Here is a 22,015-nt window from a genome sequence, read left to right as displayed (position 1 = left end):
CGCCGTTTTTTTTTGCATCCCACAACGGTGAGCAGCGCGAGGGTGGCATGAGTGATAACAACACGAAAGGTATGACGGTTTCCCGCCGTCAGTTTTTACTGGGCAGTGCGGCGCTCGGCGGCAGTCTGCTGGTGCCGGGCGTCATCAACCGCGCCTGGGCCGCCGGTTCTGACGCACCGGAGCTTAAAGAGATCCGCGTGGGCTTTATTCCGCTCACCGACTGCGCCTCGGTGGTAATGGCGGCGGTGAAAGGCTTCGACAAAAAATATGGCATCACCATTTTGCCGAGCAAAGAAGCCAACTGGGCGTCGGTGCGCGACAAACTTCTTTCTGGTGAATTGAACGCCTCGCACATTCTCTACGGCCAGCTTTACGGTCTGCAAATGGGGCTTTCCGCGCCGCAAACCAATATGGCGGCGCTGATGACCCTCAACCAGAACGGGCAGGGGATCACGCTCGCTAACGCGCTGCACGAGGCGGGTGTCACCGATTTGCCCGCGCTGGCGAAGCATCTCGCCGCCAGTCCCGCAGGCACGTACACCTTTGCGCAAACCTTTCCGACCGGCACCCACGCCATGTGGCTCAACTACTGGCTGGCGAGCGCGGGTATTAACCCGCTCAACGACATCCGCAGCGTGGTGGTGCCACCGCCGCAAATGGTGATGAACATGAAAATTGGCAACATGGTCGGCTACTGCGTTGGCGAACCCTGGAACCAGCGCGCGATCAGCGATGGTATCGGTTTTACCGCCGCGACCAGCCAGGATATCTGGCCGGAACACCCGGAAAAAGTGCTCGGTACGCGCGCCGATTGGGTCGAAAAGAACCCCAACAGCGCCCGCGCGCTGACCGCCGCGATCCTGGAAGCCTCACGCTGGATTGACGCCTCGGACGATAACCGCCGCGAAACGGCGAAGGTGATTGCCGGGCGCGCTTATCTCAACACGAAAGAAGAGACCATCGTTGGCCGCATGCTCGGCCAGTACGACAACGGCATTGGCAAAAGCTGGAAAGATCAGCACGCGATGCGCTTCTTCCACGATGGCTCGGTCAACTACCCGTGGCTCTCTGATGGCATGTGGTTCCTTACCCAGCACAAGCGCTGGGGACTGCTCGACAGCGACCCGGACTATCTCGCCATCGCCCGCCAGGTGAACCGCATTGATATCTACAAACAGGCCGCCGCCAGCGTGGGCAATGTTTCGCTGCCGGACAGCGATATGCGCAGCAGCGTGTTGATGGATGGCGTTCGCTGGGACGGCAGTAACCCTGCCGCCTACGCCAACGGCTTTAGCGTAAAAAAATGAGAGGTCGCTGATGAAAAACCAGGCGCAAGTTATCCCGATCCCGCTGGACGAAGCGGCGAAAATTCCCCAGCAGGCAGAGATCGTTACGCTGCCCGCCAAAGTGCGTGTACGTCGCCGCCCGTCATTGTTTCGCCCGCTGATGCAGCGCGTGGTGCCTGCGCTGCTCGGCATCGGCCTGCTGCTCTGCCTGTGGCAGGTGGCGGCGCTGAACAGCAAAAACTTCCCCACGCCGTGGCAAACGTGGCTGGCGGCGCTGGAGATTTTCGCCGATCCGTTTTATGTCGCCGGGCCGAACGATCAGGGCATTGGCTGGAACGTGCTGGCCTCATTAGAGCGCGTGGCGACCGGTTTTGGCCTTGCCGCACTGGTCGGTATTCCCACCGGTTTTTTGATTGGCCGCTTTCGTTTTGTCGCCAGCATGCTCAACCCGCTCATCTCCCTGCTGCGCCCGGTCAGTCCACTGGCCTGGCTGCCAATAGGTTTGCTGCTGTTCCAGCGTGCGGAACCGGCCTCAAGCTGGACGATTTTCATCTGCTCCATCTGGCCGATGATCCTCAACACCGCCGAAGGCGTGCGGCAGATCCCGCAGGATTACCTGAATGTCGCGCGGGTTCTGAAACTTTCCGAGTTCGCCATCATGCGCAAAATCCTGCTGCCCGCCGCGCTGCCGGGCATCCTCACCGGCATGCGGTTATCGATTGGCATCGCCTGGCTGGTGATTGTGGCGGCAGAAATGCTGACCGGCGGTATCGGCATCGGTTTCTGGATCTGGAACGAGTGGAACAACCTGAATGTGGAACACATCATCATCGCCATTGTGGTGATTGGCGTGGTCGGCCTGCTGCTCGAACAGGCGCTGATGTGGATTGCTAACCGTTTTAACTACACCAACCGCTAGGGGGCTCTGATGCGTACCAATCCGATTATCCAGGTTCAGCAGGTGAGCCAGCGTTTTAACACCAGCAGCGGCGAGTTTCTGGCGCTTGATAACGTTAGCTTTGACATTCACCCCGGCGAAACCCTCAGCCTGATTGGTCACTCCGGCTGCGGCAAATCCACACTGCTGAATTTGATTGCCGGGCTGGCGCTGCCCACCAGCGGCGGTCTGCTGTGCAACAACCGCGAAATCGACGGCCCTGGGCCGGAGCGCGGCGTGGTGTTTCAGAACCATTCGCTGCTGCCGTGGCTGACGGCGTACGACAACGTCGGGCTGGCGGTGCGCCAGGTGTTTCGCGGCGAAATGAGCAAAGTGGAGATGCATGAATGGATCATGCACAACCTGGATCTGGTGCATATGTCCCACGCGTGGAATAAGCGCCCGCACGAGATCTCCGGCGGCATGAAGCAGCGTGTCGGCATTGCCCGCGCGCTGGCGATGAAACCGAGCGTACTGCTGATGGATGAACCCTTTGGCGCGCTCGACGCCTTAACCCGCGCTCATTTACAGGATGCGGTGATGGAGATCCAACAGCGCCTGCACACCACCATTGTGCTGATCACCCACGACGTGGATGAAGCGGTGCTGCTCTCTGACCGCGTGTTGATGATGACCAACGGCCCGGCGGCGAGCATTGGCGAAATCATGGCGGTAGAGCTGGAGCGCCCGCGCTCGCGCGTTTCGCTGGCCGACGACGCGCAGTATCAGCGCTATCGCCAGCAAGTGCTGCATTTCCTGTATGAGAAACAGCCCAAAGCGGCCTGACCTCTCTTTCTCTTGCGCATTAAGGATCCAGGTTATGAAAAAGCCCGTTTTAGCGGTGATCGGCCACGGCATGGTGAGCCACTACTTTCTGCAACAGCTCGTGGAGCGCGAACTGCACCTGCATTACGACATCGTGGTGTTTGGCGAAGAGCGGCTGCCTGCTTATGACCGCGTACATCTTTCGGAATATTTTGCCGGGCGCAGCGCGCAGTCGTTGTCGCTGGTAAGCGAGGGGTTCTTTGCCGATAACGGCATCACGCTGCACTGCGCGAGCAAAATTGTCGCTATCGACAGCCAGCAACGCTGTGTGCGCGATGCGCAGGGTGTGGAAACCCATTACGACACGCTGGTGCTCGCCACCGGTTCGTATGCTTTTGTACCGCCGATCAGCGGCAATACGCGCCCTGGCTGCCTGGTATACCGCACGCTCGACGATCTGGACGCCATCGCCGCGCAGGCGAAGAACGCGAAACGCGGCGTGGTGATTGGCGGCGGTTTGCTGGGGCTTGAGGCCGCCAACGCCCTGCGTCAGTTAGGGCTGGAAACCCACGTTGTTGAATTTGCGCCACGCCTGATGGCGGTACAGCTCGACGAGGGCGGCGCCATGATGCTGCAACGCAAAATCGAAGCGCTTGGCGTGCAGGTTCACACCCGCAAAGAGACGCGGGAAATCATCGACGGCGAGCAGGCGCGCCACCGCCTCTGCTTTGCCGACGGCAGTTTTCTGGAAACCGATCTGCTGCTGTTCTCGGCGGGCATCCGCCCGCGCGATGAGCTGGCGGAAAGCGCTGGGCTGCAAAAAGGGCCGCGCGGCGGCATTGTTATCAACGATCACTGTCAGACTTCCGATGAAGCCATTTACGCTATTGGCGAGTGCGCGTTGTGGAACGGGCAGATTTTTGGTCTTGTCGCACCGGGCTACCAGATGGCGCGCAGCGTGGCGGACAAGCTCGCGGCACGCGACACACCGTTTACCGGCGCGGATATGAGCACCAAACTGAAATTGCTGGGCGTCGAGGTGGCCTCTATTGGCGACGCGCACGGCAAAACCGCCGGCAGCCAGAGTTACCAGTGGACCGATGGCCCGCGCGAAATCTACAAGAAAATTGTTGTCTCCGCCGATGGCAAACGGCTACTCGGCGCGGTGCTGATTGGCGATAGCGCCGATTACAGCTTGCTGCTGCAAATGATGCTTAACGACATGCCGCTGCCCGCGCAGCCGCAAACGCTGATCCTGCCTGCGCTTTCCGGCGACGCGCCAAAAGGGCTGGGCGTGGCGGCGCTCGCCGCCAGCGCGCAAATCTGCTCCTGCCATAACGTCAGCAAAGGCGATATCGCCGCCGCCGTGGCGGGCGGTTGCAGCGAACTGGGAGCACTGAAAAGCTGCACCAAAGCGGGCACTGGCTGCGGCGGCTGCGTGCCGCTGCTGAAACAGGTGATGGAGCACGAGCTGCAACAGCTTGGCGTGGAGGTGAAAAAAGATATCTGCGAGCACTTTGCCTGGTCGCGTCAGGAGCTGTATCACCTGATCCGCCTGCACGATATCCGCACTTTCGACGCGCTGATTGCGCAGTTCGGCCAGGGGCACGGCTGCGAAGTGTGCAAACCGCTGGTCGGCTCCATGCTCGCTTCGTGCTGGAACGACTACCTGCTTAAACCGCAGCACCTGCCATTGCAGGATACCAACGACCGTTTTTTTGCCAACATTCAAAAAGATGGCACCTACTCGGTGGTGCCGCGCATCCCGGCGGGCGAAATCACTCCACAGGGGCTTATCGCCATCGGCGAAGTGGCGCAGCGCTACAATCTCTACACCAAAATCACCGGCGGGCAGCGGGTGGATCTCTTTGGCGCACGGCTTGAGCAGTTGCCCGCGATTTGGGAGGAACTTATCGCCGCCGGGTTTGAAACCGGCCACGCTTACGGCAAATCCCTGCGCACGGTGAAATCCTGCGTCGGTTCCACCTGGTGCCGCTACGGCGTGCAGGATTCCACCGGCATGGCGATCGCGCTGGAGAACCGTTACAAGGGGCTGCGCTCGCCGCACAAAATCAAAATGGCGGTCTCCGGCTGTACCCGTGAATGCGCGGAAGCGCAGGGCAAAGACATTGGCGTGATTGCCACCGACAAAGGCTGGAACCTGTATGTTTGCGGCAACGGCGGTATGAAGCCGCGCCACGCCGATCTGTTTGCCAGCGATCTCGACAGCGAAGCGCTGATCCGCACCATCGACCGGGTGTTGATGTTCTACATCCGCACCGCCGACCGGCTACAGCGCACCAGCACCTGGCTGGACAACATGGAAGGCGGTCTGGACTACCTCAAACAGGTGGTACTGGAAGACAGTCTCAATATTGGCGCTGAACTGGAGCGAGAAATGCAGCAGGTGGTCGACAGCTACCAGTGCGAGTGGAAAACCACCCTCGATAACCCGCAAAACCGTCTGCTGTTCCGGGGCTTCCTCAATAGCGATCAACCGGATGAAGCGGTGGTGATGGTGCCGGAGCGCGGGCAGATCCGCCCGGCAACGGCACAGGAAAAACTGCCAATGCAGAACCAGCCGCACACGGGGGATGGCGAGTGGCAGCAGATTGCCGCGCTGGCTGATATTCCGGCGAACGCCGGCATGGCCGCGCGTCTTGGCCAGCAGCAGATTGCCCTGTTTCACCTGCCTGATTGCGAGGAGCAAGTATTCGCGCTCGAAAACCATGAACCTGGCAGCCAGGCGAATGTGCTGGCGCGCGGGCTGGTGGGCGACGCAAGCGGTGAGCCGATGGTTATCTCCCCGCTGTATAAAAAGCGTTTTCGCCTGCGCGACGGGCAGAGCCTGGACGATGCCGGGCTGCGTCTGCGCGTCTGGCCGGTGAAAATCCTGCACGGGCAAATCTGGGTGCAGCACGCGCCCGCCGCGCAGAACACCTTGGCGGCAGTTGCCGAAGCGTCTTAAACAGATCCGGGGGCGAAATGGAGCAGATCAAAAGCGTATGCCCCTACTGCGGGGTGGGCTGCGGGCTGGTGATGCAGATGGAAAACCAGCGCATCATCAGTGTGGTGGGCGATAAATCCCACCCGACCAACCAGGGGCGGTTGTGCACCAAAGGTAAAAGCTGTGCCGGGGCGATAACGGCGACTGGCCGGCTGGATAGCGCGTATCTCCGCACATCGCGTCAGCATGAGCCGGTGCGTACGGCAATCGATGACGCCATCCGTGAAACCGCCCGGCGGCTGCGTGGCATTATCGATAAGCACGGCCCGGATGCGCTGGCGCTGTATGTTTCCGGCCAGATGTCTTTAGAAGCGCAATACCTGGCGAACAAGCTGGCGAAAGGGTTTATTGGCACCAACAACATCGAGTCCAACTCACGTTTGTGCATGGCCAGCGCCGCCAGCGGTTATAAGCTCTCGCTCGGCGCGGATGGGCCACCTGGCTCTTATGACGATTTCGAGCGCGCCGATCTGTTCCTGGTGATTGGCGCTAACATGGCCGACTGCCACCCAATCCTGTTTCTGCGCATGATGGAGCGCGTCAATACCGGGGCGAAACTGATTGTCGTTGATCCTCGCCGCACTGCCACGGCAGAGAAAGCCTCGCTCTTTTTGCAGATCAAACCCGGCACCGATCTCGCGTTGCTGAACGGTTTGCTGGCACTGTTGGTGCAAAACGGCCAACTGGATAACGATTTTATCGCCCGGCACACCGAAGGCTGGCAGGCGATGCCGGATTTTCTGCTGGACTATACGCCGCAGCAGGTGGCCGAGCGCACCGGGTTGCGTGAAGCCGACATTCGCCAGGCGGCGCAGTGGATTGGCGAGGCGGGGGAATGGATGAGCTGCTGGACGATGGGGCTAAACCAGAGCACGCACGGCACCTGGAGCACCAACGCGCTGTGTAATTTACACCTGGCGACCGGCGCGATTTGCCGCCCCGGCAGCGGGCCGTTTTCGCTTACCGGCCAGCCGAACGCGATGGGCGGGCGGGAAATGGGTTATATGGGCGGCGGGTTGCCGGGTCAGCGATCGGTGCTGGTGGATGAAGATCGCGCGTTCGTCGAACAGCTATGGCAACGTCCTGCCGGCACGCTGCGTGGCGAGGTGGGCGGCGGTACGGTCGCGCTGTTTGACGCGATGAGCGCAGGCGAGATCAAAGCCTGCTGGATAATTTGCACCAACCCGGTCGCCACTGTGCCAAACCGCGAAAAAGTGATCGCCGGGCTGGAACGCGCCGAGCTGGTGATTGCGCAGGATGCGTTTCTGGATACCGAAACCAACCGCTACGCCGATATCCTGTTGCCGGGTGCATTGTGGGCGGAGGCCGAAGGAGTGATGGTCAACTCCGAACGCACCATGACGCTGATGCAGCAGGCGGTATCTCCGCCGGGCGATGCGCTTGCCGACTGGCAAATTATCGCCAGTGTGGCGTGTGAAATGGGTTACGCGGAGGGCTTTCGCTACGCCAGCGCCGCCGCGGTGTTTGATGAAATCCGCGCCGCTCACAACCCGGCAACCGGCTACGACATTCGCGGCGCGAGCTATGCGCGGCTGCGCCAGACGCCGTTGCAATGGCCGTGCGCGCCGGAGGATGATGAACCCCGTCATCCCATTCGCTATTTGCAGGCTAACGGGCGCGTGCGTTTTGCTACCGCCAGCGGCAAGGGGCAATTTTTTGCCCGCCCGGATCTCGCGCCTGCCGAAATGCCGGATGACGACTACCCGCTGGTGCTCAACACCGGGCGCGTGCAGCACCAGTGGCACACGCTGACCAAGACCGGCAAAATCCCGCTGCTTAATACGCTCAACCCCGGACCGTTTATCGAAATCTCCCCCACAGACGCACAACGGCTGGCGATAAACGAGGGGGACTGGGTGGATATCCGCTCGCGGCGCGGTATGGCACGGCTGCCTGCGGTGGTGACTGACCGTGTGCGACCCGGCAACAGCTTTGCGCCCTTTCACTGGAACGATCTGTTTGGCGACAAGCTGGCGATCAACGCCCTGACCAGCGATGCGCTGGATCCCGTTTCGCTGCAACCCGAGCTGAAACACTGCGCCATCGCGCTGGTGCGCAGCCAACAGCAACCCGCGCCCGCCGCTGCACCCGCAACGGATGAAGACAGCGGGTTAGTGCTGGTGCTGTGGGCCTCCACGACCGGCAATGCGCAGACGTTTGCCCGACGCTGTGCCGAACAGCTGCTGCATGCCGGGCTGGCGGTAAAACTGCGCGCCATGGATAGCGTCAGTGTGAACGATATGGCCGCCGTGCCGCGCGTGTTACTGCTCGCCAGCACCTTTGGCGATGGCGATCCGCCCGCTAATGGCGCGGCGTTATGGGCGGCGTTGAGCGCCGAAAACGCGCCTGTGCTGAGCGGGACGGCGTTTTCGGTGCTGGCGTTTGGCGATGCCAGTTACGCGCAGTTTTGCGGTTTTGGCCGCAAGCTCGATGCCCGGCTGGCCGCCCTTGGCGCACAGCGGCTGCTGGCGTGCCAGGCGTGCGATGCGGGCGATATTGACGCGGCGCAGCAGTGGCTGGCGGCGATCCACACTGACATTCTGCGGCTCGGCGCGCCGCCGCAAAGCACGGCGCAAACCACGGCAAAACCTGGGTTCAGCCGCCACGATCCCGTCAGCGTGCCACTGGTCACGAATCAACTGCTGAGCGCGCCGGGGGCTGAAAAAGAGATCCGCCAGTTCGCGTTTGATCTGCAGGGTAGCGGCTTGCACTACGAAGCGGGCGACGCGCTCGGTGTCTGGCCGCGCAACTGCCCGCAGCGGGTCACCGATATCCTCGATCTGCTGGCGCTGGATGGGCAAAGCAGGGTGCAGGTTAGCGGCGTGGGCGAGATGACGCTGCAGGCGGCGCTCTGTGACTGTTTTGACATCACGCGCATCACCCCGGAGGTGCTGCGCCTGGTGGCTGACCATGCGCAAAACGAAACGCTGCATAGCCTGCTCTCCAGTGAAAACAGTACCGAACTTACGCAGTGGCTGTGGGGGCGGCAGATTATCGACCTGTTGCAGTGTTTCCCGGTACATCTGGCGGCTGAACAGTGGCTTTCGGCGCTGCGTCGCTTGCAGCCACGACTCTATTCCATCTCCTCCAGCCCGAAAGTTTCCCCGCAGCGCGTTGAACTGACGGTCTCCACCGTGCGTTATGGCGACAGCAAGCAACGCGGCGGCGTCTGTTCGACCTTTCTGGCGGATCGCGCAGAACGCGTGGCGATCTTTATTCAGCGTTCGCCGCATTTTCGCCTGCCAGCCGATCCAAACACGGCGGTGATCATGGTCGGCGCAGGCACCGGCATTGCGCCGTTTCGCGGTTTTCTGCAGGAGCGCCAGGCCACAGGGGCGAGAGGCGATAACTGGCTGTTTTTTGGCGAGCAGCATGCGGCCACGGATTTTTATTACCGTGAGGAGCTGGAGGCCTGGCAGCGCGACGGCGTGTTGTCGCGCTTCACCACCGCGTTTTCCCGCGATCAGGCGCAGAAAATCTACGTTCAGCACCGCATGCTGGAGCAGGGCGAAGCGCTGTGGCGCTGGTTAGCCGCCGGGGCGCACTTTTATGTTTGCGGCGATGCAAGCCAGATGGCGAAAGATGTCGAAAACACTTTAAAGCAGGTGGCACAAACCTTTGGCGGCATGAGCGCTGACGCGGCGGACGCCTGGCTGGCGACCCTGACGCGGGAAAATCGCTATCAGCGCGATGTCTATTAAGCGTTGTACAGTGTGATACAAAGCCAACGCCCGGGGCGCGCGTAACCAGGATACACTCATTTTACCGTTACCCGCCGCCAGGGCTTTTTGGATGGAACATATTGACCATATTTTGGTTGTTGATGATGACCGGGAAATTCGCACGCTGCTTGCTGATTACCTGACCCGCTCCGGCCTGCGCGCAAGCGTTGCCGCGAATGGCAAACAGATGCGGCAGTTACTCGAAACCACGCCGGTGGATTTGATTGTGCTGGATATCATGATGCCAGGCACGGACGGGCTGACGCTGTGCCGCGAGTTGCGCAGCAGCGCGCATAAAAACGTGCCGGTGCTGATGCTGACCGCGCGCAGCGAAGAGACCGATCGCATTGTCGGTCTGGAGATGGGCGCGGATGACTACCTGGTAAAACCCTTTGTTGCCCGCGAACTGCTGGCGCGTATTAAAGCCATTTTGCGCCGCACGCGCATGTTGCCGCCGAACCTGCAAATCACCGAAGCGGGACGTTGCCTGGCGTTTGGCGACTGGCAGCTTGACACCTCGGCGCGTCATCTGGTGGATGCGCAGGGGACCGTGGTGGCGCTGAGCGGCGCGGAGTATCGCCTGATGCGCGTGTTTCTCGATCACCCGCAGCGCGTACTCAACCGTGACCAGCTTCTGAACCTTACGCAGGGGCGCGACGCGGAGCTTTTCGAACGTTCCATTGATCTGCTGGTAAGCCGCCTGCGCCAGCGCCTGAACGACGACGCGCGTGAACCGGCTTACATCAAAACCGTGCGCAGCGAGGGCTACGTTTTCTCAATGCCGGTGGTTATCACAGAGGCGCGGGAATGAGGCTGTGGCCGCGTTCGCTGCTGTCACGTTTAGTGGTGATTGTGCTGGTGGGATTGCTGCTGGCGAACGCGTTAACCCTTAGCCTGCTGCTGTATGAACGCATCACCACCGCGCGTTCGGTAATGCTGGGCAATCTTGAATACGATGTGGCGACCAGCGTGGCGATCCTCAACCGTTTACCCGCCAGCGAGCGCCCTGCATGGCTGGCGCGTATCGATCGCGGTAACTATCGCTACTTGCTGAGCGCAGGTGAAGGCGGGCGCTACCCCACCAACTGGCGTTCGAAAGATACCGCACGCTCGCTTGAACAGGCGCTGGGCAGCCAATATGCCCTGAAAATCAATGCCGTCCCAGGCCCGCAGGAACATTTGCAGGCGCATTTGCGCCTGCATGATGGCGCGCCGCTGACCATTGATATCACCCCGCGTCCAACGCCTATCGCCCGTTGGCTGCCTGCGGTGCTGGTCGCACAACTGCTGCTATTGCTTATCTGCTGCTGGCTGGCGGTACGCCTGGCTGTGAAGCCGCTGACCCGCTTTACCCGTGCGCTTGATGCGCTCACCCCATCGCCCGAACCCCCGCCGGTGATGATCGAAAACGGCCCAACGGAGGTGCAGCACGCGGTGCGCGCTTTTAACGCCATGCAGGCGCGTATTGCTCATCATCTGAGTTCGCGCGCGCAGATCCTCGCCGCGATTTCGCACGACCTGCAAACGCCGATCACCCGGATGCGGTTGCGCAGCGAAATGGCGGCCGACGAAGCGCTGCGCGACAAACTGCTGGCGGATCTGGATGAGATGTCCCGGCTGGTTCGTGAAGGGATCGCTTATGCCCGCACACAGGATGCGCCGCCGCTCGCACCGCAGCGTCTGGCGCTGCACCCGTTTATCGACAGCCTGGTGTGTGACTATGTCGACGTTGGCAAGCGGGTAACGCTGCTGCGCTGCCCGCCGGATCTCACGCTGCACATTGATGTGCAGGCGCTGCGGCGCATATTAACCAATCTGCTGGATAACGCGCTGAAATTCGCCGGCCAAGCAGACATCGATATTGTACTTACGCCAGATGCGCCGCTCGCGATCCATGTGCTTGATAACGGCCCCGGCATTCCTGAAGAGGCGCTGGCAGCGGTGCTGGAGCCTTTCTACCGGCTGGAAACCTCGCGTAATCGCGGCACCGGTGGCACCGGTCTGGGGCTGGCGATTGCCCGGCAACTGGTGTCGCAACTCGGTGGGCAATTGCACCTGAGCAACCGCCCGCAGGGCGGGCTGGATGCCTGCGTGCTATTGCCGCACTAAGTTTGTATCTCTGCGTATCTGCTCTCCGGCCTGCAACACCGGCTGACAAAACCCGCCATCACCGACACCGCCGCGATACACCGCGGCGGTGTAATGCGCCTGTTTCCTCAACGAATCAAGGAGCTTGTTATGGTGATCATTGCTTTTTTAGGCGGCTGCTTGGCGCTGCTCAGCCCCTGTACGCTGCCGGTTATTCCGCTACTGTTCGCAAGTTTTGGCCGCGATAAACGTCATCTTGCCGCACTGCTGGCGGGAATGGTGGCGATGTTTACGCTGGTGGCACTGCTGGCGGGCGCCACGCAGCAGTGGATAATCCAGGCCAATGCCTGGGGGCGCTGGCTGGCACTCGGTCTGCTGGCGGTGATGGCGCTGGCGCTGATTTCGCCGCGCATTGCCAGCACGGTGATGTACTTTGTTGTGCGCGCCGGTGAACGGCTCGATAACCGCAGCCGCCGTTCGGGCGGTGTTCTTTCGGCGCTGCTGGCGGGGTTATCCGTCGGGCTACTGTGGGCGCCGTGCGCCGGGCCGATCCTGGGCGCGGTTCTGAGCACCGCCATACTTAACGGCGCAAGCGGGCAGACGGCGCTGGTGCTGGCGGCTTACGGCAGCGGCGCGGCGGCGATGCTGGCGCTGCTCTGGCTGTGTGGCGATCGGCTTTTTTCCCGCCTGCGCGCCAGTCTGCCCTTCAGCGAGCGGCTGCGTCAGGGGGCGGGCGTCGCCATGCTGGGCGCGGTAGTGCTGATTGGCAGCGGGGCGACGTCTGCGTTGCAGGGGGCGGGTGCGTGGACAACGCGGCTGGAACAACAACTCCTGAGCTGGCGGACATCACCGCAACCTACCGTCACGCTGCAGCCGGTCAGCGAGCCGCTGGTGCGCAATAGCATGCCGTCACTGGAAGGGGCGGTGAGCTGGCTTAACTCCGCGCCGCTCACTGCGCAGGCGCTGAAGGGCAAAGTGGTGCTGGTGGATTTCTGGACGTTCGACTGTATTAACTGCCAGCACACGCTACCGTATGTCAACGCGTGGGCGGAAAAATACCGTGACCAGGGGCTGGTGGTGATTGGTGTTCACACCCCGGAATATCCGTTCGAGAAGAACATACAGTCGCTGCAAAACGTGGTACGCAAAGAGAATATCCGCTTCCCGGTGGCGGTAGACAATAACTACGCCATCTGGAATGCGTTTGGGAACCAGTACTGGCCTGCGCATTACTACTTTGATGCCAAAGGGCAACTGCGGCAGATGTACTTTGGGGAAGGGGAGTATCAACAGCAGGAGCAACTTATTCAGAAACTGCTGGCCGAAGCCCATTCATGAGGGAAAAGCGCCTTCGCTGATTCAGCCGAAGGCGCGTGCTGTTTAATGCCGTGCAATGTCGATAAGCGCCTGCGCAAAAAACGCGGGCGCTTCTTGCGGCAGGTTATGACCAATGCCGCCGGTGGCGGTACGGTGCTGGTAGCGGCCGCTGAATTTGGCGGCGTAGCTGGCAGGATCCGGATGCGGCGCGCCGTTTGCGTCACCCTCGAGCGTAATGGTCGGCACCGTAATTACCGGTGCCTTTGCCAGTTGCTGCTCCAGCGCGTCGAAACGGCGCTCGCCGCTGACAATTCCCAACCGCCAGCGATAGTTATGCAGCGTAATGGCGACATGATCGGCGTTGTGCAATGCCTGCGCCGAGCGGGCAAACTCCGCTTCGCTAAAGCGCCATTGCGGCGAGGCGGTTCGCCAGATAAGTTTCGCAAACTCATCGGTGTGCTCGCGATAGCCTGCTTCGCCGCGCTCGGTCGCAAAGTAAAATTGATACCACCAGGCGAGTTCCGCCGCGGGTGGCAGCGGTTTTTTATTCGCCTGCTGGCTGCCAATCAGATATCCGCTTACCGAGACCAGCCCTTTGCAGCGCTGCGGCCACAGCGCGGCAAGGATATTGGCGGTACGCGCGCCCCAGTCAAAACCGCCGATCACCGCCTGTTTAATGTCGAGCGCGTCAAGAAAGGCAATCGCATCGACGGCGAGCGCCGCCTGCTGGCCGTTGCGCGGTGTGTCGGCTGATAAAAATGTGGTGCTGCCATAGCCGCGCAGCCACGGCACCAGCACGCGAAACCCGGCACGGGTAAGGCGCGGGATCACATCGGCAAAGCTGTAGATGTCATACGGCCAGCCGTGCAGTAGCAGCATCGGTTCGCCGTTTTCCGGCCCGGTGTCGATATACCCGATATTCAGCACGCCTGCGTCAATCTGCTTAATGGGCGGTAGCGGCGTCAGGTTGCGCGGTGTGGTGGTGAGGGCGGCGGGCGGTGCGCTGGCCTGGGCGGGAAGGGCGCTGAGCCCCAGTTCCAGTGCGGCCAGGCTTGCGGCGGTGGCCTGCAACAGCAGGCGGCGTTGCGGATTTTCAATCGATGACATAAGTCACTCCTGCAAAAAAGTGGGCGATGGCGTCCTGCGCCATCCACCCGCTATTGCAAGGGATCACTGTATCCCGATTGTGTGCGGCTACGCGCCGTTCTGTATCAGCGTGTATAACAGCGGTGTTTGCGTATCGCGTGCAGGCTCTGCGGCCAGGCGATCTTCCGGGAGCTTACACAGCAAGCCTGCCGTCAGGCCGATCAAGGATGTTGGCGGGTAATCCTGCCACTGTCCTGGCGTGTTCATGCGGGCGATTTTGTCGCCAGTGGCAAAATGTTCTGAAAAGTAGATCTTATGCACATGGGTGAACTGGTGCGTATCACAGTTCACGACCAGGCTTTGGCGTTCGCTGCGGATCATCATCAGCGGATTCTTTTTCACCGGCATGCCTTTGGTGTAGTTATGAATCACGTCAATACGACGCAAATAGGGATTGCCGTCGTAAAGGGAAATGGTACGAAAATCCAGATAGCTGACGCCGCTACTGAGTGTCACGAACTTAACGACCCGCTTGGGCGGGGTTTCCTCTTGCGTAACGCTGGCACCCGGATGGCTGGTGCAGCCGGACATCAGCAGTAGTGCTGAGCCAAGAAACAGGGATTTTTTCATTTTTGCTCTCCTTGCAGATCCGGGCGCACCGCCAGTAACTCGTCCTTGCTGACCTTGCCCTGAATCGAGCAGCGCAAAAAGGTTTTGCCTTCACTCACTTCCAGCATTGCGAGTTTTTCCACGCTATCCGCGGCCGGAGCAATACCGCTGACGGCGGTTTTGTTGACCCGCCATGTGGTCTCACCGGCGCGTTTGATCAGCGGATTGGCGTAATACCCGTCCGTGACTTTCTGCCAGTGAATGTCAGGCAACGCAGCTATCACCGCAGACATGGGCTCTTCGATCACCCATCCCCAGAAGTAATAATCACCCAATTTGCCCAGTGACTCCTGCGACCTGTCAAAGCCAGAAATAGTGAGCTGATTGATGCGCAGAGGCTTGCTAAACCAGACGGTATCGGAGCCGTCTTTCGGCGCGGCAAACCAGGCGTGATGCTGCTTATCTGTCACCACTGGCGCGGTGTGCGCCAGTGTGGCTCGCTGTTTGTAGAGTTCACTGAAAAAGCTGCTGTCGCAACGCAGTAAACTTTCGGTCAGCGTTTGCGCCTTTGCGCTGCCGGTTATTGCCAGCGTGAGTAGCGCCAGCGGCATAATTAACTGTTTCATCGGTGTCCTTACGTTTTAATTTCGTGTTTTTTACGGCTTTATTTCTTCGTATTCCGCAGAGGCCGGGTTGTATTTCAGCCGGGCGACATAAATGACGCAGGTATCAGTGCCATAGTCATAATGCACTTCATACAACGCCCCTTTTTTCGGCGTGAAGTGAATATCTACGCTGCACCCTTTGTAAGCCTCATGGTGAATGGTTGTCGGCAAATCGGGCAGCAGCGTGGTTTCAAAAAAAGCGTCACTGTATTTTTTGTTCTTCAACTTTGGAAAACCCATATCCTGGGTTGGACCATAAGCCTTATTAATAAAGCGATCATGTTTTTGTACCCAGCCGCCAAATTTCTGCCCGCTGGTATCCGTTTGATAAATGGCGTAGGTCATCGTTGCGCCGATTAAGCGAATTTTCGCGACATCATCCGTCATTAATGGCGGGTAATAAAAAGGCTGTTCCGGGAAAAACGGGTTATTTTTACTGATACATCCCGCCAATAAAAATAACGAAACAATAACAATTAATTTACGCACCATTCCCCCGGCGATGATCATTTCCACGTTGATAAACGGGTATCGGCACCTGAGGTCTGACCTTTACATAAAAACGCGGCGGGCGTGGTTTTTTGCGATTCTATTAAGTTGTATTATTTATGCATCTTAATTATTGGTGACGTGTATGGCTGGCCCCCGGATCCTGCGAGAAAAACTGACTATCCGCAAAATGATTGCCCTTTATCAACGCGCCTGCCCGGATGCGGTAAGCAGCGCGGCGCACTACGCGGATTTGTACGCTTATGCGGAAAAGCGGCTGGATAAATGCGTGTTCGGCGAAGAGAAACCGGCCTGTAAGCAGTGCCCGGTGCACTGTTACCAGCCTGCGAAACGCGAAGAGATGAAACAGATTATGCGCTGGGCGGGGCCGCGTATGCTGTGGCGTCACCCGGTGCTGACGGTGCGCCATTTGCTTGATGATAAACGCCCGGTGCCGGAGCTGCCGGAGAAGTACCGGCGCAAATAGCGTGTAAAGGTAAAAAGCAGGATGCGTATTCGGTAAAGGTGGGGAACGAAGGTGGGTTACGCGTTTGCCGGATTAGCGGTTTTACGGCGCTGTTGACGCGCAAAGAAACGCCCGACGCGCGAAAACGCCCGTCGGGTCTGCGGCTATAACGCCTCTTTATCAATACCTAATCGTTTCATTCGGGAGAGCAGCGTCGTGCGTTTGAGTCCCAGACGCTGCGCCGCGCCTTTTGGCCCGGCCACCACGCCGTTGGTTTCCCGCAGTACGCGCACAATCAGCTGATACTCATCTTCCCCTTCGCGCGCCACTTCGGCGGGCGTTTCAGGCGCGACGGAGGGCACGGCGATTTCCGCCATCGACAGTTGCAGCACGTTGCCGCGCGTGAGCAGCACTGCACGCTCGATCACGTTCTCCAGTTCACGCACATTCCCCGGCCACTCCATCGCACTCAGCACGCGCAAGGTTTCCGCCGGGATGCTGTCGATGTTGCGCCCCATTTTGCGCGCGATTTTAAAGGTGAAGGCTTTTACCAGCAGCGGAATGTCTTCCGGGCGCTCGCGCAGCGGCGGCAGGTGGATCGGGAAAACATTCAGGCGGTAATAGAGATCGCTGCGAAATTCCCGGTCGGCGACCATCTGTTTAAGATCGCGGTTGGTGGCGGCGATCAGCCGCACATCGGTCTGGATCAGCTTGTTGCTGCCGAGGCGCTCAAACTCCTGCTCCTGCAACACGCGTAGCAGCTTGGGTTGTAGCTCAAGCGGCATATCGCCCACTTCGTCAAGAAACAGCGAGCTTTTATCCGCCAGCTCAAAACGCCCGATGCGTTGGGCGCTGGCGCCGGTAAACGCGCCGCGCTCGTGGCCAAACAGATCGCTTTCCAGCAGCCCGGCCGGCATGGCCGCGCAGTTCATCTTCACCATCCGGCGGCTGTTGCGATCGCTCAGGTTATGGATGGCGCGCGCGATAAGCTCTTTCCCGGTGCCGGTTTCGCCAAGGATCAGCACCGTGCTGTTGCTCTGCGCTACCATCTCAACCTGCTTGAGCACGCGGAACATGGCATCGCTACGCCCGATGATCTCGCCAAAATCGCTGTCGACATTATTGAGTTGTTCGGTCAAGGCGAGGTTTTCATCCACCAGCCGCTCTTTCAGACGGTGGATCTCCTGGTAGGCCAGCGCGTTATCCACGGCAATGGCGATACGCTCGGCAATCTGGCGCAGCAGCTTCAGGTTCGCCGGGGTAAACACCTCTTTCTGGCACTGCGCCAGTTTCAGCACGCCCAGCAGATTTTTGCCGGACATCAGCGGCAGCAGGCACAGGGTCTGAATTTTATTACCCCAGGTTTCAAACAGCATCCGCTCGTAAGGGGCGAGTTTGTCACGCTCATGCAGATTAATCAGCAGCATCTCTTTGCTGCTAAATACCCGCTCGGTCAGTGTTCCCTGTTCGTCGACTTCCTGCGTTTCATGGGCGGGGTCGGCTTCATCCAGATAATGCGTCGAGTAGATGGTCAGTTTGCCCTTGCGGCTGCCGCGCAGCACCAGGCTAATGGCGTCAATGCCGAAGTAGTAGTGGATCTCTTTTGCCACTTCACTGACCAGCTCATCCATATGCAGCCGGGAGAGCACCGCGTTGGTGATGGCCACCAGGATGCGGAAATCGTCGCGCTCCTGGCACAGAAGCTCGTAGTCCGGCGTGGGGTGCTCGCGGCTTTGCAACTGCTCGGCAACGACAGCAACGATCTGCGTCAGCGTATGCAGGCGCTCGGTCTCTTTGTCGCTCCATGGCCTGTCGCTGGTACGAAAAAATTCGCAGCCGCCAAAAATCTGCCCTTCGGCGGCGAGCGGCAGCAAGCTGTAATGCGCGAATGCCGGATAGATCCGGCTTTCGGCAACGGCGGGCCAGGTCTCGCTAAAGAGTTGCGCGGTGCAGCGCAGCGCCTGCGGGTGAGAGAGAATATGCCGCACCGGGCCGCCCGCCAGCAGCGCCTGGTCGTTATATCTGGCGCAGTTGTCGGGTGTTTGCACGGCGTAACGGCTGGCGAGATGGCTGTCGGCATGCCACAGCACAATCGCGGCGTTGTCGGCGAGACCCGCCTGGCGGGTTAACCGGGTTAACGTTTCACAAAGCGCGGCCATATCGGGCTGCTGTAATAACATCCGCGTTATATCAAACAATCCTTGTTGCCCGAGATCACTCATCGGTGTATACGACATTTTGCTTTTCCAGGAACACACGCAGAAGGTGTGAAAAAATTAATAAAAATAAAAGGTTAACAAATCCGTGGCAAGGGTTCGGCATGGGGCAAATCCAGCAGGCGCTTCACTCCATAAAGGCCTGTCAGACGTACACCTTTGCGTTCGACCACTTCACCAATTATTGCGGCGTCGCGCCCTAAAGGGTGAGCGCGTAATTGTGCCAGCGCCTGCTCTGCGGCTTCGCGCTGTACGGCAATCACCAGTTTGCCTTCGTTGGCAAAATTTAATGCATCCAGCCCCAGCAGTTCGCAAACCCCGCGCACCGCCGGTTTTACCGGTAAGTCTCGTTCCTTTAACTCAATGCCGTAACCGCAGGCGGCAGCAAACTCATGTACCACGGCGTTAACGCCGCCGCGCGTGGCGTCGCGCAGCGCTTTTACGCCGGGAAGCTCGCGCAGTTGGCTAATCAACGGCGTCAGCACCGCGCAATCGCTGGTCAGCTCGCCATCCAGCCCTAAGCCTTCGCGCAGATTAAGGATGGTTGCGCCGTGATCGCCCAGTGTGCCGCTTGCCAGCAGCACATCGCCGGGTTGCAGGGAGTTTGCCGCCCAGTGAACCGACGCCGGGATAGCGCCAATGCCGGCGGTATTGATAAATACCTTATCGGCTGCGCCGCGCTGCACCACTTTGGTATCGCCGGTAACAATGGCGATACCGGCGCTGCCGGCGGTGTCGGCCATGCTCTCTACAAGGGTTTTCAGCGTTGCTATTGGCAACCCCTCTTCAAGGATAAAACCGCAGGAGAGGAAGCGCGGTGTTGCGCCGCTAACGGCAATATCATTTGCCGTGCCGCATACCGCCAGCTTGCCGATATTGCCGCCGGGAAAGAACAGCGGATCGATAACGTAGCTGTCGGTGGAAAACGCCAGCCGATCGCCGCCTGCTGTAAGCTCTGCCAGATTGATACGCGCCTGATCTTCCTGCTCTGCAAGCCAGGGGTTATCGAACGCCTCCATAAAAAGCTGGCTGATAAGCTGTTGCATCGCCTGGCCGCCGCTGCCGTGCGCCATCTGCACTTCATTCATGCTTCACACTCCTGAGCACGATATTGATACCAGGCCGCGCAGGCACCTTCTGATGAAACCATTAGCGCGCCGAACGCGCTTTGCGGGTTACAGGTGTTACCGAACAGCGGGCACTGGTGCGGTTTACAGCGGCCGGTCAGCACGTCACCGCAGCGGGCGCGCGGATCGTCATACACTTGCTGTACCGCCGGGCGAAAATGCGCTTCGGCGTCAAAGCGCTGATATGCAGGCGTCAGATGCACGCCGGATTCGCCAATCATGCCCAGGCCGCGCCATTCACTGTTGCCGCGTACGGTAAACACCTCGGCGATGGCGGCCTGCGCCAGCCGGTTGCCTTCGTCCGGCACCACGCGGCGATACTGGTTTTCCACCTTACTGTGGGCGGCAATTTTTTGCTCAACCAGCATCACCACGCCCTGCAACAGATCGAGCGGTTCAAAACCGGCGACCACCAGCGGGCGCTGATAAGTATCGGCGATGAAAGTATAGGCGTCGGTGCCAATCACCATACTGACATGACCCGGCGCGAGAAACGCGTCGATGCCGTTGTCCGGCTGCTCCAGCAGGCTGCGCAACGTTGGAATCAGCGTGATGTGCTGGCAGAAAAACCAGAAGTTATCGAGGTTACGGGCTTTTGCCTGCTGCAACGTGATGGCGGTGGCAGGCATGGTGGTTTCAAACCCGAGGCCGAAAAACACCACCTTGCGCTGCGGATTTTTTTCCGCCAGCGCCAGCGCATCCATTGGTGAATAGACAATCCGCACATCCGCGCCGCGCGCTTTTGCCTGCAGCAGCGAGCCGTTTTTTCCCGGCACGCGAATGGCGTCGCCAAAGGTGCAGAAAATCACCTCCGGGTGTTGAGCGATCTCCACGCAGGTATCAATTCGCCCCATCGGCAACACGCAGACCGGGCAGCCGGGACCGTGAATAAACTCAATGTTTTCCGGCAGTAGCTGGTCGAGACCAAACTTGAAAATAGCGTGTGTGTGCCCGCCGCACACTTCCATAATGCGCAGCGGACGCGCGGCGGTGTAAGAGAGGTGCGCTGCCCGTTCACGCAGGTGATCAATCAGTTGCATCACCTGTTCCGGGGCGCGATATTCATCGACAAAACGCATTATTTCTCCTCGCCGTAAAGCAGCGCGCCGACATCGGGTTCGACATCGAACATGTTTTGCAGCGCCGCCAGCGTATCCAGCGCCTCTTCTTCGTTAATCACGCTCATCGCGAAGCCGACATGCACCAGTACCCACTGGCCGAGGCGTGACTGACCGTTTTCGTCGATGCTGCCGACCAGCGTTAAATCGACATCGCGCTGAATGCCGCTGACATCCACTTTGGCTTGCAGGCCATCAATGGCGCAAATTTGCCCCGGTACGCCTATACACATCGTTGCGTCTCCAGCCAGTCAAGCCAGGCGTCCATCCCGTCGCCTTTGGTGGCAGAAATCAGCATGATTTCAATGGTCGGGTTCACTTCACGGGCATAAGCGATGCACTGCTCGACGTTAAAATCGAGGTAGGGCAGCAAATCCACTTTATTGAGCAGCATCAGTGAGGCAGCGGCGAACATATGCGGGTATTTCAGCGGCTTGTCTTCGCCTTCTGTCACCGACAGCACCGCCACTTTATGACGCTCGCCAAGATCGAAACCCGCCGGGCACACCAGGTTGCCGACGTTTTCGATAAACAGAATGCCGCGATTTTCCAGCGCCAGTCGCGGTGCGGCGTCGGCAATCATCTGCGCATCAAGATGGCAGCCCTTGCCGGTGTTAACCTGAATCGCCGGCGTGCCGGTCGCGCGAATGCGTGCGGCATCGTTAACGGTTTGCTGATCGCCCTCAATCACCGCGCAAGGGACGCGCGCTTTCAGGCGTTTAAGGGTTTCGGTAAGGAGGGTGGTTTTGCCGGAGCCGGGGCTGGAGACCAGGTTGAGCACCAGGTGTTGCGAAGCGGCGAAACGGGCGCGGTTGCGGGCGGCGATTTGGTTGTTTTTCTCCAGCACGTCGATTTCCACCTCCACCATCCGGCGCTGGCTCATGCCTGGCGCGTGGGTACCGGCTTCACCGTGACCATAATGCAGGTCGCCGTTTTCCAGTTGCGTGGGACGAAAATCGTCGGTTTTGATACCGGTGATTTTCAGCGCCGGGCGAGCGGCTGGGGAGAACGGTGCACCGCGAAACGCCGAGTGCGGGTTATGTTCGTCACCCTCGATATAAAGGTTACCGTCCTGACAACCACATGTTGTACACAT

At 59.7% G+C, this 22,015-nt stretch carries 18 protein-coding genes; 9 read left to right on the top strand and 9 right to left on the bottom strand.

Annotated features, from left to right (window positions below; genetic code table 11):
- Positions 1-47: 47 nt before the first annotated feature.
- The 8 genes from DFO56_RS20065 (at position 48) to DFO56_RS20030 (ending at position 13,164) form a co-directional block, all read left to right on the top strand.
- Positions 48-1,307: a CmpA/NrtA family ABC transporter substrate-binding protein gene (locus DFO56_RS20065; RefSeq protein WP_044489718.1), complete on the top strand. Its 1,260-nt coding sequence runs from the start codon at positions 48-50 to the stop codon at positions 1,305-1,307.
- A 10-nt stretch (positions 1,308-1,317) separates the two neighbouring features.
- Positions 1,318-2,205: a nitrate ABC transporter permease gene (gene ntrB, locus DFO56_RS20060; protein WP_020454986.1), complete on the top strand. Its 888-nt coding sequence runs from the start codon at positions 1,318-1,320 to the stop codon at positions 2,203-2,205.
- A 9-nt stretch (positions 2,206-2,214) separates the two neighbouring features.
- On the top strand, positions 2,215-3,009 hold the full coding sequence (locus tag DFO56_RS20055; protein WP_045511069.1) for an ABC transporter ATP-binding protein: 795 nt from the start codon (positions 2,215-2,217) through the stop codon (positions 3,007-3,009).
- A 34-nt stretch (positions 3,010-3,043) separates the two neighbouring features.
- Positions 3,044-5,956 (top strand): nitrite reductase large subunit NirB, encoded by a 2,913-nt coding sequence (gene nirB, locus DFO56_RS20050; RefSeq protein WP_045511066.1) that lies wholly within the window; start codon positions 3,044-3,046, stop codon positions 5,954-5,956.
- Between the two features lie 17 nt (positions 5,957-5,973).
- Positions 5,974-9,717 carry a bifunctional nitrate reductase/sulfite reductase flavoprotein subunit alpha gene (locus DFO56_RS20045; protein ID WP_045511064.1) on the top strand — a complete coding sequence of 1,248 codons (3,744 nt, stop codon included), beginning with the start codon at positions 5,974-5,976 and terminating at the stop codon, positions 9,715-9,717.
- 91 nt (positions 9,718-9,808) lie between these two features.
- On the top strand, positions 9,809-10,549 hold the full coding sequence (locus DFO56_RS20040) for a response regulator (RefSeq protein ID WP_020454982.1): 741 nt from the start codon (positions 9,809-9,811) through the stop codon (positions 10,547-10,549).
- Positions 10,546-11,847 (top strand): ATP-binding protein, encoded by a 1,302-nt coding sequence (locus DFO56_RS20035; RefSeq protein WP_045511061.1) that lies wholly within the window; start codon positions 10,546-10,548, stop codon positions 11,845-11,847. Before DFO56_RS20040 ends, DFO56_RS20035 begins: the two co-directional genes overlap by 4 nt.
- A 129-nt stretch (positions 11,848-11,976) precedes the next feature.
- Positions 11,977-13,164: a cytochrome c biogenesis protein DipZ gene (locus DFO56_RS20030; RefSeq protein ID WP_082071784.1), complete on the top strand. Its 1,188-nt coding sequence runs from the start codon at positions 11,977-11,979 to the stop codon at positions 13,162-13,164.
- Between the two features lie 42 nt (positions 13,165-13,206).
- On the opposite strand, the gene DFO56_RS20025 is transcribed toward DFO56_RS20030, so the two are convergent.
- The 4 genes from DFO56_RS20025 to DFO56_RS20010 all read right to left on the bottom strand — a co-directional run bounded on the left by DFO56_RS20025 (position 13,207) and on the right by DFO56_RS20010 (position 16,013).
- The gene (locus DFO56_RS20025) at positions 13,207-14,250 is read right to left on the bottom strand and encodes an alpha/beta fold hydrolase (protein ID WP_045511055.1); all 1,044 of its coding nucleotides are present in this window, start codon (positions 14,248-14,250) and stop codon (positions 13,207-13,209) included.
- A gap of 87 nt (positions 14,251-14,337) precedes the next feature.
- Positions 14,338-14,859: a surface-adhesin E family protein gene (locus tag DFO56_RS20020; RefSeq protein WP_020454978.1), complete on the bottom strand. Its 522-nt coding sequence runs from the start codon at positions 14,857-14,859 to the stop codon at positions 14,338-14,340.
- Positions 14,856-15,464, bottom strand: a complete 609-nt coding sequence (locus DFO56_RS20015) for a hypothetical protein (RefSeq protein WP_045511052.1) — start codon at positions 15,462-15,464, stop codon at positions 14,856-14,858. The genes DFO56_RS20020 and DFO56_RS20015 overlap by 4 nt, the downstream gene beginning before the upstream one ends.
- A 30-nt stretch (positions 15,465-15,494) precedes the next feature.
- Positions 15,495-16,013: a hypothetical protein gene (locus DFO56_RS20010; protein ID WP_082071783.1), complete on the bottom strand. Its 519-nt coding sequence runs from the start codon at positions 16,011-16,013 to the stop codon at positions 15,495-15,497.
- Between the two features lie 124 nt (positions 16,014-16,137).
- On the opposite strand from DFO56_RS20010, the gene DFO56_RS20005 reads away from it, so the two are divergent.
- The gene (locus DFO56_RS20005) at positions 16,138-16,479 is read left to right on the top strand and encodes a nitrous oxide-stimulated promoter family protein (protein ID WP_044489469.1); all 342 of its coding nucleotides are present in this window, start codon (positions 16,138-16,140) and stop codon (positions 16,477-16,479) included.
- Positions 16,480-16,622: 143 nt separating this feature from the next.
- On the opposite strand, the gene flhA is transcribed toward DFO56_RS20005, so the two are convergent.
- Genes flhA through hypB form a run of 5 tightly spaced genes read right to left on the bottom strand, consistent with a single transcriptional unit; the run spans position 16,623 to position 22,015 of the window.
- The gene (gene flhA / locus DFO56_RS20000; RefSeq protein ID WP_045511049.1) at positions 16,623-18,695 is read right to left on the bottom strand and encodes a formate hydrogenlyase transcriptional activator FlhA; all 2,073 of its coding nucleotides are present in this window, start codon (positions 18,693-18,695) and stop codon (positions 16,623-16,625) included.
- A gap of 56 nt (positions 18,696-18,751) precedes the next feature.
- Positions 18,752-19,762 carry a hydrogenase expression/formation protein HypE gene (gene hypE, locus DFO56_RS19995; protein WP_045511046.1) on the bottom strand — a complete coding sequence of 337 codons (1,011 nt, stop codon included), beginning with the start codon at positions 19,760-19,762 and terminating at the stop codon, positions 18,752-18,754.
- Entirely contained in the window at positions 19,759-20,880 is a 1,122-nt protein-coding gene (hypD, locus tag DFO56_RS19990) for a hydrogenase formation protein HypD (RefSeq protein WP_045511039.1), read from the bottom strand. The genes hypE and hypD overlap by 4 nt, the downstream gene beginning before the upstream one ends.
- A complete protein-coding gene (locus DFO56_RS19985) occupies positions 20,880-21,152 on the bottom strand; it encodes a HypC/HybG/HupF family hydrogenase formation chaperone (RefSeq protein ID WP_020454971.1) in 273 nt (90 codons plus the stop codon). Before DFO56_RS19985 ends, hypD begins: the two co-directional genes overlap by 1 nt.
- On the bottom strand, positions 21,143-22,015 hold the full coding sequence (gene hypB, locus DFO56_RS19980) for a hydrogenase nickel incorporation protein HypB (RefSeq protein WP_045511036.1): 873 nt from the start codon (positions 22,013-22,015) through the stop codon (positions 21,143-21,145). Before hypB ends, DFO56_RS19985 begins: the two co-directional genes overlap by 10 nt.

The organism is Kosakonia sp. AG348, assembly GCF_003337365.1.
Classification (GTDB): Bacteria; Pseudomonadota; Gammaproteobacteria; order Enterobacterales; family Enterobacteriaceae; genus Kosakonia.
This window is presented reverse-complemented; position numbering and strand designations above follow the sequence as displayed.